This is a genomic window from Streptomyces exfoliatus (assembly GCF_000725545.1).
In the GTDB taxonomy this organism is placed as follows: domain Bacteria; phylum Actinomycetota; class Actinomycetes; order Streptomycetales; family Streptomycetaceae; genus Streptomyces; species Streptomyces exfoliatus.
In genome coordinates, this window is the sequence record NZ_JNZP01000020.1 from 101,298 (window position 1) to 114,609 (window position 13,312).

At 70.1% G+C, this 13,312-nt stretch carries 13 protein-coding genes, 1 tRNA gene and 1 pseudogene; 7 read left to right on the forward strand and 8 right to left on the reverse strand.

The annotated features are described in order from the left end of the window. Positions 1-173: 173 nt before the first annotated feature. The gene (locus IO20_RS40380) at positions 174-326 is read left to right on the forward strand and encodes a hypothetical protein (RefSeq protein WP_157850800.1); all 153 of its coding nucleotides are present in this window, start codon (positions 174-176) and stop codon (positions 324-326) included. 119 nt (positions 327-445) lie between these two features. Beyond that, positions 446-1,948 carry a UDP-N-acetylmuramoyl-L-alanyl-D-glutamate--2,6-diaminopimelate ligase gene (locus tag IO20_RS0124250; protein ID WP_030553208.1) on the forward strand — a complete coding sequence of 501 codons (1,503 nt, stop codon included), beginning with the start codon at positions 446-448 and terminating at the stop codon, positions 1,946-1,948. A gap of 124 nt (positions 1,949-2,072) precedes the next feature. On the opposite strand, the pseudogene IO20_RS36850 reads toward IO20_RS0124250, so the two are convergent. The 5 genes and pseudogenes from IO20_RS36850 to IO20_RS0124280 form a co-directional block, all read right to left on the reverse strand. Further along, positions 2,073-2,666, reverse strand: a pseudogene (locus IO20_RS36850) (nucleotidyl transferase AbiEii/AbiGii toxin family protein). After that, positions 2,663-2,989: a hypothetical protein gene (locus IO20_RS0124260; protein WP_030553206.1), complete on the reverse strand. Its 327-nt coding sequence runs from the start codon at positions 2,987-2,989 to the stop codon at positions 2,663-2,665. The pseudogene IO20_RS36850 and the gene IO20_RS0124260 overlap by 4 nt, the downstream one beginning before the upstream one ends. A gap of 433 nt (positions 2,990-3,422) precedes the next feature. Continuing rightward, positions 3,423-3,548, reverse strand: coding sequence for a hypothetical protein (locus IO20_RS42040; RefSeq protein ID WP_281181674.1), 126 nt, complete (start codon positions 3,546-3,548; stop codon positions 3,423-3,425). A gap of 384 nt (positions 3,549-3,932) precedes the next feature. Further along, entirely contained in the window at positions 3,933-4,154 is a 222-nt protein-coding gene (locus IO20_RS0124275) for a hypothetical protein (RefSeq protein ID WP_030553204.1), read from the reverse strand. Positions 4,155-4,274: 120 nt separating this feature from the next. Next, positions 4,275-4,348 (reverse strand) — tRNA-Gly (locus IO20_RS0124280). 405 nt (positions 4,349-4,753) lie between these two features. Between IO20_RS0124280 and dcd the strand changes: the two genes are divergently transcribed. Next, positions 4,754-5,329, forward strand: coding sequence for a dCTP deaminase (gene dcd, locus IO20_RS0124290; protein ID WP_030209939.1), 576 nt, complete (start codon positions 4,754-4,756; stop codon positions 5,327-5,329). A 13-nt stretch (positions 5,330-5,342) separates the two neighbouring features. Further along, positions 5,343-5,840, forward strand: coding sequence for a phosphoribosyltransferase (locus IO20_RS0124295; RefSeq protein ID WP_024755952.1), 498 nt, complete (start codon positions 5,343-5,345; stop codon positions 5,838-5,840). A gap of 41 nt (positions 5,841-5,881) precedes the next feature. Here the strand turns inward: IO20_RS0124295 and IO20_RS0124300 are convergent, their stop codons facing one another. After that, on the reverse strand, positions 5,882-6,298 hold the full coding sequence (locus tag IO20_RS0124300) for a hypothetical protein (protein ID WP_030553202.1): 417 nt from the start codon (positions 6,296-6,298) through the stop codon (positions 5,882-5,884). Positions 6,299-6,607: 309 nt separating this feature from the next. Here IO20_RS0124300 and IO20_RS37715 point away from each other — a divergent pair, with 309 nt between their 5' ends. The 3 genes from IO20_RS37715 to IO20_RS0124315 all read left to right on the forward strand — a co-directional run bounded on the left by IO20_RS37715 (position 6,608) and on the right by IO20_RS0124315 (position 9,903). After that, positions 6,608-7,741, forward strand: coding sequence for a M23 family metallopeptidase (locus IO20_RS37715; protein ID WP_051874621.1), 1,134 nt, complete (start codon positions 6,608-6,610; stop codon positions 7,739-7,741). 120 nt (positions 7,742-7,861) lie between these two features. Further along, positions 7,862-9,181, forward strand: a complete 1,320-nt coding sequence (locus IO20_RS0124310) for a sensor histidine kinase (RefSeq protein WP_211270413.1) — start codon at positions 7,862-7,864, stop codon at positions 9,179-9,181. Continuing rightward, on the forward strand, positions 9,178-9,903 hold the full coding sequence (locus IO20_RS0124315) for a LuxR C-terminal-related transcriptional regulator (RefSeq protein WP_030553196.1): 726 nt from the start codon (positions 9,178-9,180) through the stop codon (positions 9,901-9,903). Before IO20_RS0124310 ends, IO20_RS0124315 begins: the two co-directional genes overlap by 4 nt. A gap of 102 nt (positions 9,904-10,005) precedes the next feature. Here the strand turns inward: IO20_RS0124315 and IO20_RS0124320 are convergent, their stop codons facing one another. Both IO20_RS0124320 and IO20_RS0124325 read right to left on the reverse strand, forming a co-directional pair. Continuing rightward, positions 10,006-10,881: a Yip1 family protein gene (locus IO20_RS0124320; protein ID WP_030553194.1), complete on the reverse strand. Its 876-nt coding sequence runs from the start codon at positions 10,879-10,881 to the stop codon at positions 10,006-10,008. Positions 10,882-11,053: 172 nt separating this feature from the next. Then, on the reverse strand, positions 11,054-13,312 hold the full coding sequence (locus IO20_RS0124325) for a (Fe-S)-binding protein (RefSeq protein WP_030553192.1): 2,259 nt from the start codon (positions 13,310-13,312) through the stop codon (positions 11,054-11,056).

Below are 13,312 nucleotides of genomic sequence, written 5' to 3' on the forward strand. Positions count from 1 at the left end.
CGTGGTCGTCACGCTCGGCGCCACCAGCGGGTCGCGGCGGCCGACAGTGCCTGGCCGGCGTGGCTGGGGAGGATTTCGGCTGGTCGCCGCCGTAACGGACCGGTGGCCTTCATGCGCCGGAAGCGCCGGCGGAGGCGGTCCTCGGGCCGCTGGGTGGGCCGTACACTCGGCCCATGGGTCGCACATGTTCCTCGAGGCAGTGCCTGCAACAGGCCGCCTCCGGGATGCGCCCGGCCGCCGGGGTTCCGACCGTCGTCGACCCGACCGGCGCGACCGTCGCCGCAGCGCCCAAGACGCGCCGTACCGCCCTGCACGGCCACGGCTAGCGCATCGCGCCTCCGGCTCCTCCGCTCCACATCACCACAGCAGCTTCCCGGCATGCCGCCGGCGCTGCCGCCTGGCTACGGCCGCACGCCCGGGCCCGAGCCCCCTCGAAGGGATCATTGTGAAGCTGAGCGCATTGCTGGCCGGGCAGGAGCACCACGTTCTCCAGGGTGATCCGGACACGACGTTGATCACCGCGGGAACCACCTTCGACGTCGACCGGGTGACACCGGGCTCGCTCTTCATCGCCGTGCCCGGACACCGGGAGGGCGGCCCCGGCTCCGTCTCGCCCGCCCTGGCGCGGGGCGCCGCCGCCGTTCTCGTCGACGGCAGCGAACCCGCCCTGCCGGCCGGAGCATGGCCCGCGGGCACCTGTGTTGTCCGGGTGCCCGACACGCGGACGGCCGCCGCGGTGGTCACCTCCCGCTACTTCGGCGAGCCCGGGCGGCAGATGGAGATGGTGGCGATCACCGGCACCAACGGGAAGACCTCCGTCTCGTACATGGTCGAGTCCGTCCTGCGGGTCGCCGAGGGGTCCAGGGTGGGGGTGATCGGAACCGCCGGAAGCAGGATCGGCGACGAGCCGATCCCCATGCCGCCATCAGCGCTGACCACGCCGGAATCCCCCGACCTGCAGTACCTCCTGGGGTGCATGCGCGACCGTGGGGCGGCCGGCGTGGTGCTGGAGGCCACCTCGATGGCGCTGCTGACACACCGGGTGAACCGTACGTTCATCGACGTCGGGGTCTTCACCAACCTGACGCAGGACCATCTGGACGACCACGGAACGATGGCGGACTACCGGGACGCCAAACTGCGGCTCTTCCAGGGCCTGTGCCGGCGCGCGGTGGTGAACGTCGACGACCCGGTGGGCGCGTCCGTCGTGTCGATGATGCCGGGTGCCGTGACCACGTACGCCCTGGACCGCCCGGCCGACTACCGGGCCACCGACCTCGTGGTGAGTGCCTCGGGTACGCGGTTCACCCTCCACCACGACGGACGTGCCTACCCGGCCTCGATCCCCGTCCCCGGCCGGTTCTCGGTGGCCAACGCGCTGGCGGCGGTGGCAGCCTGCCACGTGCTGGGGCACGAGCTGGGCCCGCTGGTCGACGCGCTCGACCGGATGCCGCCCGTCCCGGGCCGGATGGAACCCTTCCGGACCCCGCTGGGCACGTCGGTGCTCGTGGACTACGCCCACTCGCCGGACTCCCTGGACAAGGTCCTGGCCACCATCCGGGGCTTCGCCCGCGGCCGGGTGATCACGGTCTTCGGCTGCGGAGGAGACCGCGACACCACCAAACGGGCCGAGATGGGCCAGATCGCCGGGACCCATTCCGACCTCTGTGTCCTGACCTCGGACAACCCCCGCGACGAGGACCCCGAGGCCATCCTGGACCAGGTCGCCCCCGGCCTCACGGCGACCGGCACCCCTTTCCGCCGCTACACCGACCGCCGCCAGGCGATCGCCTTCGCCCTGTCCGCGGCGGGCCCCGACGACACGGTCCTGATCGCCGGCAAGGGCAGCGAACCCCACCAGATCATCGGAGAGAAGCTGCTCCCCTTCAGCGACATGGCCACGGTGCGCGAACTGGCCCAGACCCAGGGCCTGTATCCCACCGGCTAGTGCTGTCCCGCAGGCTCGCGGGCACCCGTGTTGACCGCTGTTCGCCGCTCCGAAGGGCACGGTCGGGGCACGGCCCGCCTCCTCGGATATGCGGCGCTTCTTGGCCGTGCGCGGTTCCCAGTGATCAGTCGTCGGGTGGGCCTTCCGCTTCCTGGAGTCTCTCGGCGATGTCGTCGGCCCATTCCTGAGCCCACTGCCGGAGCTCGAAGGTCTGGTGGTCGTTGAGCCCGTACGCGGCGAACTCGGTGTCATCGATCCAATCCGTGCCGGCGAGCCGGGCCTGGAGATCGGAGGTCGAAGGTGTCACGGGCGTGGCGGCCGCCGAGTTCTTCGAGTTCGGTGTGACTCCAGCGGTCGGCTGCCGCTCGGACGTCGATCAGGTCACGCGCCAGGCCCCGGTCTGCCAGCGCGCGGACCTTTGTGCCGACTACGTCCTCCAGCGAAAGCACCAAGCCATGCCGGGTCATCACCGGCGGACGCCAGAGTGCTTCCTTGAGGATGTCGACCTCGCACTCCTCGCCGGTTGCCGTGTCGGTGACGATCAGTTGGGCCGAGAGCGGATCAGCTTCCAACGCCTCCACCTGCCAGCCGCGTTGTTCTAGCCCGACGCGCACAGTGGCGGCGATCTCCTCCATCGGCTCCGGGTTCTCGGTGGCGACATCGAGATCCTGGCCAGGACATCGGCGAGCAGGCGCCGGTGTAGTTCCGTGAGGTTCACGCAGCGGCCCGGGTATGGGGAGCCAACTCGTGGAAGGCGTTCTCCCAGACGTCGCGGATGTCCCGGCTGATCAGCGTGCGCAGGACGGGCCACATGGCGACGAGCAGTTCCCGGTTCAGGTAACGGACCAGGTCATCGTGCTGTCCCTCGGCCAGGACGATCCGATAGCAGCTCATCCGCAATCGGGGCTGATCGAGGTCGAACCGGGACAGGCCGGACCACGCGTGACCGTGGTCGGGGCCGCCGAGCTCCGAGAGCTCGGCGGGAAGCCGCCTGGCGAATCTGGTGCGGCGGACCTCGGGGACGCTGGGCGTGGCTGCCATGCCTTGATTATTCCGCAGGAGGGGGAGGCGGCTGGATGATATGCCAACAGACAAGCCCCAGGTCGCTGACCTGGGGCTTTGTCATGGAGCGGATGACGGGGATCGAACCCGCGCTATGAGCTTGGGAATCACCGGCACTGGGCCCGCCGGTGGGCTCTGACCTGCGGAAACACTCCAAGTCGGTTTGTGTCGGCTGGTCCTGGCGACCCCACGGTGACCGCTGTTCACAGCCCTGAAGGGCACGGCTGGGGCACGCTGGCAGAGCCTGGAAGCGATCTACGTCGACACCAGCACCGACGAGCCGGCCATGGCCGCGATCCGGGTCGGCCTGCCCACGCGCCCCGTCTGGTATTCGTTCGCCTGGACGGTGCGACGGTGGGACCGGGCCAGCTAGCCCGCCGCTGAGCTTCCCGTCCGACCGGGGAGGTGCCCCTCATGTCGCCTTTTCCTGGCCCTGATCATCGTCGCGATCGCGCTCGGCATCATCGGCGCCGTCGCCGACGGGCTCCTCTTCCTGCTCTTCATCGGCATCGTGCTGTTCGTGGCCGACCTCATCCATGCCGCCATGCGCATGCGCCCGCTCACCGCCGCCTCGTCTGGTGACGGATCAGAGCCCGTCACACCCGCACGGAGCTGGTCGGCGCACGCCGTGGATGGAGACGGAAACGGATACGCCTCGTGGCTCGATGCCGAAGCCATCGTCACGAGTGGGAGCTAGCCTGCCTCGCGTCGAGCCGCACTCGTGCCAGAGGTGGATGTTTGCGCATCCTCGTCGAGCAGGAAGGTTTCGATCTCCCCGAAGTCGGGCGCCTGGAAGGGATTTGTGGTGGGATGCGGTGATGTCGCAGCGGCACAGGGGGGCACCCCTTCCGGAGCGGAGAACGGCGAGGTCAGGTGCGGGGCCATGAACGGATCTCGTGTGCCGTGACCGGGCACGGCGGTCCTACAGCCTGCTCATCTTGGCGTACGGACTCAAGATCCGCTCTTGCGTCGAGCTGAAATCCACGACCGCCGCGATCCCAACCTCTATGCCGATGACCCGGCCGAGGCCGTGCACGTCGTGTGTGACCTGGTCGCCTACGGCGAACTGCTTAGGAGGCAGCGTGACCGGGGCTTTGAAGGGGCTGGTGGGCAAAAAGCGCTTCGGTGCACTTGGCTTTGTCATTGCTGCCAGTATGCGCCCACGCACATCCGCTACGGCCGTTCACGTCCGCAGCGCACGGTGGCTGAGAAGGGTCTCGCCGAAAAGCATAAAGCCCCAGGTCGCTGACCTGGGGCGTTACTGTGGAGCGGATGACGGGAATCGAACCCGCGCTATAAGCTTGGGAAGCTCATGTTCTACCATTAAACTACATCCGCACAGCGGCCGGATGACCTTTGCCGCATCGTTGCACACTGTACCCCATGTGCCACGTGAGGCGAAGCTCACGCCTCTCCGTGTGCGGAGTGCCGTCTGGAGGGTGTCCCCTTCATCCCCTAATGTGGCTGCTCGTCCACCACATGTGTAGGGGAAGGGACTTGATGGGTCCGATGGAGCGCACCGTCGTCCGTTGTGCCGAAGGGCATGTGTTCAGTACCGCCTCGTTCCCGCTTCAGCAGCTCGGGGCCGGGCGGATCGGGCCAGGGCGGCTCATCCGGTGTCCGCGGTGTGCGCGGCTGCGGCACGCGGTGCCGGTGGAGGCCGGGCGGCGCTGAGGCGTACGAGGTCGGGCGCGGGCGGCCGCCGATTGGGGCAGGTCCGCGCCCTCTGCGTATCGTGGGGGCGTGCTTCTCTCAGACAAGGACATCCGGGCCGAGATCGATGCCGGACGGGTGCGCATCGACCCGTACGACGAATCCATGGTGCAGCCCTCGAGCATCGACGTGAGGCTTGACCGCTTCTTCCGGGTGTTCGAGAACCACCGCCACCCCCACATCGACCCCGCCGTCGAGCAGCTCGACCTGACCCGTGAGGTCGAGCCGGAGGGCGACGAGGCGTTCATCCTGCACCCCGGCGAGTTCGTGCTCGCCTCGACCTACGAGGTCATCACCCTCCCGGACGACATCGCGTCGCGCCTCGAGGGGAAGAGCTCTCTGGGGCGGCTCGGGCTGGTCACGCACTCGACCGCCGGGTTCATCGACCCCGGGTTCTCCGGGCACGTGACCCTGGAGCTGTCGAACCTCGCCACCCTGCCGATCAAGCTGTGGCCGGGCATGAAGATCGGCCAGCTCTGCATGTTCCGGCTGAGCTCGCCCGCCGAGTTCCCCTACGGGAGCGAGCGGTACGGCTCCCGGTACCAGGGCCAGCGGGGGCCGACGGCCTCCCGTTCGTTCATGAACTTCCATCGGACCCAGGTGTGAGGCGGTCGCAGGCATGAGTGAAGTACGCGAGAACCTGACGTACGAGGGTTTCGGCACGGCAGTCCGCGAGCTGGCGCAGACCATCGCCGACGACGGTTACGAGCCCGACATCGTGCTCTCCATCGCCCGTGGCGGTGTCTTCGTCGCCGGCGGCCTGGCCTACGCGCTCGACTGCAAGAACATCCACCTCGTGAACGTGGAGTTCTACACCGGCGTCGGGACCACCCTGGAGATGCCGGTCATGCTGGCGCCCGTGCCCGACGCGATCGACTTCTCCGACAAGAAGGTCCTGATCACGGACGACGTCGCCGACACTGGCAAGACGCTCAAGCTCGTCCACGACTTCTGCGTCGACCACGTCGCCGAGGTCCGTTCGGCCGTCATCTACGAGAAGTCGCACTCCCTCGTGAAGTGCGAGTACGTGTGGAAGAAGACCGACGAGTGGATCAATTTCCCCTGGTCGGTCGAGCCGCCCGTCGTGAAGCGTGAGGGCCAGGTCCTCGACGCCTGAGTGGTTCAGGAGAGGAGGAGCCGGAGACCTGACCGGCCTCCTCAGCTGACCAGATCGCCCAGTGCCCGACACGCGTGCGTGTCGGGCACTTCGCCGATCAGGCCCGAGTAGCCCGAGCCACGCGGGCAGCCCTGGACGACAGCCCGGCTGTACGTGGCCGAGCACGCCGTCCGCCGGGTCCGTGGAGCCGTGGCCGCGGACCGCGAGCTGCACACCTGCCAGCCGTTGACGTCGACCGCGCCCTCGACCGGTCCCGTGTAGCCGCCACGCTGGGCGAACGTCCGCGGGACCCGCTGGTCGTCCGCGGTGGAGCCGCTTGGCCCGCTCGCCGCCGAGGCCGTGCCGCGCGCGCCCACCCCCAGGACCGGTCCCGGCAGCAGCGCGCCGGCCGTCCGCGGGACGGACCGCCGGGACGGCCCCCGCCCTTCGCCATCAACCCACTCGGGCCACTCGGGCACCTGACCTCCTGGAATCCCCTGGACCGCCGGTCGGACCACGGACCGGACAAGACCACCCCACGACCGGTACGCCGACAACCCAACGAAAGCGCGGAGTTGTGCGCCCCGGTCCCCGGGGCCCGCCCCCGATTCCGCGCGTTCGTTGGGTTGTCGGTGGCGGGGCGGCCCGATGGGATGAGCGGGCCCGTGATCTTCCGGAACAGCCTGTTCGTACATCTCGCTCGTACAGCCCGCTCGAAGACCCTGCTCGAAGACCCGCTCGGACCCCCTTTCGGACCCCCGCCAGTCGAGACAGCTCAGGGAGAAGCGTTGACCGAGAACGAGGCACGGCACCGTTGTGGCGGCAGCCAGGACGACCACGACCGCGACCACCGCGTCCCGACGGGCGTCAGCCGCCGCACGCTGCTGCGCGGCGCGGTGGTGGGCGGTGGAGCGCTGACCGCCGGCGGACTCGTGCTGCCCACCAGCGCGTACGCCGTCCCCGCGCTCTACAACCCGTTCGGCGCGTACGCCATCACCGGCGGGTGGAACCCGCCGTACCACAACGGCGTCGACTTCGGCATGGCCGTGGGAACGTCGCTCCCGGCCTGCGGCGCCGGCACCATCGAGAACATCGCCTACAACGGCACCGGCGGCCACACCGTCACCATCCACCACGCCGAGGGATACCGCAGCCAGTACATGCACCTGTCCCGGTTCCTGCTCGCCAACGGCGCCACCGTGGCCGCCGGGACGATCGTCGGGCGCTCCGGAGGGGCGGCCGGGGCCGACGGGTCCGGCAACTCGACCGGCCCGCACCTGCACTGGCACGTCATCAACTCCAGTGGCGTCCGGGTCAACCCGCTCTCCGTCACCGGTGGCGGGACGCCCCCGCCCTCCGCCGGCGGCGAGGGGCTGACGCTGCAGAAGATCGCCGGCGCGGGCGGCTACACCGGAGCCCTGGACGGCGCGCCGGGCACCAACACCTGGAAGGGCGTGCAGCAGGTCGTCACGGGCTACGCCTACACCGGTGCGATCGACGGCGCGCCGGGCACGTACACGTACATGGCGCTCCAGCGGATGGCCGCGAAGGGCGGCTACGGCGGCCTGATCGACGGCGCGATGGGCGTCAACTCGTGGAAGGGCGTGCAGACCATCTGCTCGCGCTTCGGCTACGGCGGCCCCGTCGACGGTGACCCGGGGACGAACACGTACGCGGCGATGCAGCGGGTGGCCAAGCTCGGCGGCTACACCGGCCCGGCCGACGGCGTCCTGGGCGCCAACTCGTGGAGGGGCCTGCAGAGGCTGTTCACCGGTTTCCAGTACACCGGTCCGATCGACGGGGCGCCCGGCACGAACACGTACAAGGGGCTCCAGCGCATGGCGGTGCTCGGCGGCTACGGCGGCCCGATCGACGGCGCCCCCGGGGACTACACCTGGGCGGCGCTCGCCAAGCTCGTCTGACCCGTCCCTCCGCCGGAACTCCCCAAGGGCAGGGCCTCCGCAAGAGGCCCTGCCCATAGTCATGCCGCTCAACTATCTTCATCGTGCGTGCCAGAAGGCTGTCCGGAGCCGAGGAGGACGATGAGGAGTCGCAGCGGGCTGTGGCGGGTCGCGGAACTGCCCACGACCAGGGCCGGCGTCGAGCGGGCCTTCTCGTACTTCACCGCCGGGGTCCGTCTCGGGACCGTCGCGCAGATGGTGCCCGCCGTGCAGCTCGGGGCGGCGCGGTCGCCGCACGAGGCCGGCTACCTCGCGTGCTGGGGCGCCGCCGCCCTCGCGGCGGTCGCGGTGAGCGTCGTGACGCTCGTGCGCCGCCGGCCGCCGGGCACCGTCGTCTCCGTGCTCGACTTCGGGCTGGCCTGCACCCTCCTCGTTCTCGCCCCCCTGGTGCTCGCGCCCTGGGACCGCTTCGGGACCTGGACCGCGTTCCAGCCGGGGTACGCGCTGTCCGTGATCATCACCGCCGGCGGTGTGCGCGTCCTCGCCGTCTGGGCGGTCAGCCTGCTCGCGGTCTCCGTCTGTTACGTGGTCTACCTCGGCGGCGAGGTCGGGAGCGAGATGACGTCGACCGCCGTCGGCAACGTCCTGACCTATGTGGTGTACGCGCTGGTCGCCCGCATGTTCTTCGGCTACACCCGCCGCATCGCGCGCGACGCCGACGCCTCACGCGCGCGTGCCGCCGAATTGGCCAGGCGCGAGGAGGAGCGGCGGGCCCAGGTGATGATGCACAACGGCATCGCCGTCATGCGCCTGCTGACAGAGCAGGGCGACGACGACGCGCGGGCCCGGCTCGTCGGCGAGGCCGAGGTGGAGATGCGGCGGATGCGTTCCTATCTGCGGGGCAGGGACGCGTGCGCCGCCGACGGCGAAGGTCCCTCGGTCGGGCTCGTCCCGCTGGTCAAGCGGGTGTGCGACCGTTTCGCCGACCTGGACGTCGTCGCCTCCCTCGACCTCGGCACCGGCCTGCGGATCCCCGCCGCGCAGGCGGAGGCGCTGGAGCGCGCGCTCGGGAGCCTCCTCCTGAACGTCCGCGTGCACGCCCGCGCGCACGAGGTCGTCGTCCACCTCGACGAGCGGGAGGACGAACGCGGGGGCTGGACGCTGACCGTGCACGACGACGGGGTCGGCTTCGACCCCGCGTCGGTGACCGCCGGCGTCGGGCTGCGCGAGGTGGTCGTCGGCGAACTCCGCAGACGGGGCCTCGGCGTCGCGATCGTGTCCGCCGCGGGCGAGGGGACGACCGTGACGGTACGGTCGCGCCCGTCGCGCCCGGGAACCGGAGCCGGTCCGGGGGATCCCCTGGCCGCCACGGTGTCCGCCGCCTTCTCCGACCCGGCCTCTTCGCACCCGGCTTCTTCGCACCCGGCCTCTTCGGACGCCGCCTTCTCGGACGCCTCATGAGACCCGCCGTGGCGGTCGTCGACGACGCCTCGCTGATCCGCGAGTCGATCGGCCTGCTCATGCCCGGTCTCGACGTCGTCGCCGCCGTCGCCACGGTCGAGGAGCTGGAGCGGCTCGGCCCCGCCGTGGACCTCGTCGTGCTCGACCTGCACCTGGCCAACCTCGAACGGCAGCCCGACGTCCGCCAGGGCATCGCCGCCCTTCGCGTGCTGACCGGCCGCGGCTACCGCGTCTGCGTGTACAGCCAGGAGGAGCGCCGCTTCGTGCTCGCCGCCTGCGTCGCGGCGGGTGCGAGCGGCGTCGTCTCCAAGGCGCTGCCGCGCGACCGGACCGAGGAACTGTTCCTCGAGGTCGCCGCGGGCGGCACCGTCGTGCCGCAGGCGGTCGTCGGCATCCTCGAAGTGCTCGTACGGCGCGACTGCATCACCGTGCTGAGCGAGCGCCAGCGCCAGATCCTGTACGGCCGCGCCCGCGGGCTGAGCTACGCCCAGGTGGCGAGGGAGCTGTTCGTGAGCGAGTCGACGCTGCGCGGCTACTGGTACGACCTGACCAGGTCGCTCTCGGACTCCCTGCGCGGGCTGACCCCCGGCGAGATCGAGCACGCCCTCGGGCTCGCGCCGGGCGACCTCATGGAGTTCTGGGCCGACGGGTCGGCGGACCCGGCGGACCCGGCGGACCCGGCGGTCCGCAGGGACTGGTGGCGCATCGGCCGCCCCCGCTGAGCGGGCCGGACGGGCCGAGACGAAAACGGACCGGACCGGCGCCAGTGCGGCGGCCGGTCCGGTCCGTGCGGGGCGGCCGGTCGCCCGGCCGTCCTGTCACGGCTACAGCGTGCCCAGCTTGATCAGGCTCAGCAGGGCCACGAGCTGGATCGCCGACGCGCCCAGCGCCTTCGGCCACGGCAGGTCGTGCGAGCGGCTCACCATCACGGTGAACAGCGCACCCGCCGCCAGCCAGGTCAGCCAGCCGACCACCTGGACGAGACCGTTCTCGCCGCCGAGGAAGAGCGCGAAGACCAGCCGGGGCGCGTCCGTGATCGACATGATCAGCATGGAGAGGCCCACGGTCGGCTGCCAGGCCCCGTCGCCGCCGAGCTGGCGCGCCAGGGTGTGCGTGACCGCGCCCAGGATCAGTCCGCCGACGACGAAGCCGAGGGCCGTCATCAGGACGTACGGGATCGCCGTCGACAGGGTCGCGTTGATCGCCTCTTCGCGCGCCTGGTCGAAGCCGAAGATCGCGAGGAGCCCGTAGAGGAAGGTGACGATCAGCGCCGGGCCCCAGACGGCGTGGTCCCGCATCCGCAGGAACGTGTCCGCGGGGCGGAGCACGATGCCGCTCAGGAGTGCCTGCCAGCGCAGCCGGGGGCCCGTGGGGGGCGGGGGCGCCTGGTAGCCGCCGGCCTGGGCGTACGGGTCGTCGACGCTGAACATCTGGGTGTGGCCCGGGTTGTTCGCCGTCGCCGCGTGCGGGTGCTGCGGCCGGCCGTACGGCTCGCCGAAGTACTCGGGCTCTCCGTAGGGCTGCTGCTGGTGCCCCTGCTGTCCGTACGGCGCGGGGCCCTGGCCCTGTCCTTGGCCCTGCTGGGGCCACTGCTGCTGCGGGTACGGCGGCGGGGCCGCGTTGTACCCGTAGGGCGCCTGCTGCGGTTGTTGTTGCGGGGGGCGGTTGTCCCGGCCGCGTCCGTTCCTGAATCCAGCCACGTCGTCGAACGTACCCGCTTCCGCCGTGCGGGCGCTCCTCGGGACGACGCTTGCCACTGAGCTGTGACATCCCCTAGGGGGCGTCCTGTCGATCAGGACGGGCTCGCGGCGGGCCTCCCCGCGAAGAAGGGCCGCCCCGCGATCACGCGGGGCGGCCCTTCTCATGCCGGGATCAGACAGCCGGCTCCGGCTCCTCGGCGGCCGGTTCCGGCTCCGGCTCGGCCGGGGTCTTCACCGATTCGAGGAGCAGCTGGGCCACGTCCACGACCGTGACGGACTCCTTGGCCTTGCCCTCGTTCTTCTTGCCGTTGACCGAGTCGGTCAGCATGACCAGGCAGAACGGGCAGGCCGTGGAGACGATGTCGGGGTTGAGGGACAGGGCCTCGTCGACGCGCTCGTTGTTGATGCGCTTGCCGATCCGCTCCTCCATCCACATCCGGGCACCACCGGCGCCGCAGCAGAAGCCGCGCTCCTTGTGGCGGTGCATCTCCTGCTGGCGCAGGCCGGGGACGGCGGACATGATCTCGCGCGGCGGCGTGTAGACCTTGTTGTGGCGGCCCAGGTAGCAGGGGTCGTGGTAGGTGATCAGACCGTCGACCGGGGTCACCGGGACCAGCTTGCCCTCGTCGATGAGGTGCTGGAGCAGCTGGGTGTGGTGGATGACCTCGTACTCGCCGCCGAGCTGCGGGTACTCGTTGGCGATGGTGTTGAAGCAGTGCGGGCAGGTGGAGACGATCCGCTTCGCCGACTTCGGCTTCTTCGTCTCCGGATCGTCGTCGTCCTCGCCGAACGCCATGTTCAGCATCGCGACGTTCTCCTGGGCGAGCTGCTGGAACAGCGGCTCGTTGCCGAGGCGGCGGGGGGAGTCACCGGTGCACTTCTCGTCGCCGCCCATGATCGCGAACTTGACGCCCGCGATGTTCAGGAGCTCGGCGAAGGCCTTGGTGGTCTTCTTGGCCCGGTCCTCCAGGGCGCCTGCGCAGCCGACCCAGTACAGGTAGTCGTACTCCGAGAGGTCCTCGACGTCCTTGCCGACGATGGGGACCTCGAAGTCGACCTCCTTGGTCCACTCGACGCGCGCCTTCTTGGCGAGGCCCCAGGGGTTGCCCTTCTTCTCCAGGTTCTTGAGCATCGTGCCCGCCTCGGACGGGAACGCGGACTCGATCATCACCTGGTAGCGGCGCATGTCGACGATGTGGTCGATGTGCTCGATGTCGACCGGGCACTGCTCGACGCAGGCGCCGCAGGTGGTGCAGGACCACAGGACGTCGGGGTCGATGACGCCGTTCTCCTCGGCGGTGCCGATGAGGGGGCGCTCGGCCTCGGCGATGGCCGACGCGGGGACGTCCTTGAGCTGCTCGGGCGTCGCCTTCTCGTTGCCCTCCATGTCCTTGCCGCCGCCCGCGAGCAGGTACGGGGCCTTGGCGTGCGCGTGGTCGCGCAGCGACATGATGAGGAGCTTGGGGGAGAGGGGCTTGCCGGTGTTCCAGGCGGGGCACTGCGACTGGCAGCGGCCGCACTCGGTGCAGGTGGAGAAGTCGAGGATGCCCTTCCAGGAGAACTGCTCGACCTGGGAGACGCCGAAGACGGCGTCCTCGGCCGGGTCCTCCCAGTCGATCTCCTTGCCGCCGGTGCTCATCGGCTGGAGCGCGCCGAGGGCGGTGGAGCCGTCGGCGTTGCGCTTGAACCAGATGTTCGGGAAGCCGAGGAAGCGGTGCCAGGCGACACCCATGTTCGTGTTGAGCGAGACCGTGATCATCCAGGTGAAGGACGTGACGATCTTGAGCGCCGCGACGAAGTAGGTGAGGTGCTGGATCGTGCTCAGGTCCAGGCCGTCGAGCAGCGCGATCAGCGGGTACGAGGCGAAGAAGCCCGGCTCCCAGCTCGTCACGTGGTGCTGGACGCCTTCGAGGGCGCGCAGCGTCATGATGCAGAGGCCGACGATGAGGATGACGGCTTCGACGAAGTAGGCCTGGCCGGTCTTGGAGCCGGTGAAGCGGGACTTGCGGCCCGCCTTGGTCGGCCTGCTGAGCTGCCGGATCACGATGAGGGTCACGATGCCGAGGACCGTCATCAGACCGAGGAACTCGGTGAAGATCTCGTACGGCAGCCAGTCGCCGATGATCGGGATCAGCCAGTCGGCCTGGAAGAGCTGGCCGAAGGCGTTGACGATCGTCAGGAGCAGCGAGAAGAAGCCCACCGCGACGAACCAGTGCGCGAAGCCGACGATGCCCCAGCGGTTCATCCGTGTGTGGCCGAGGAATTCCTTGACCAGCGTGATGGTGCGCTGCTTGGGGTCACCGGTGCGCGTGCCGGCGGGCACCGGCTGACCCAGCCGCACGAAGCGGTAGATCTGCGCGGTGGCGCGGCCGAACAGCGCGACGGCCACCACCGTGATGGCGATCGACACGATGATCGCGGCGAGTTGCAT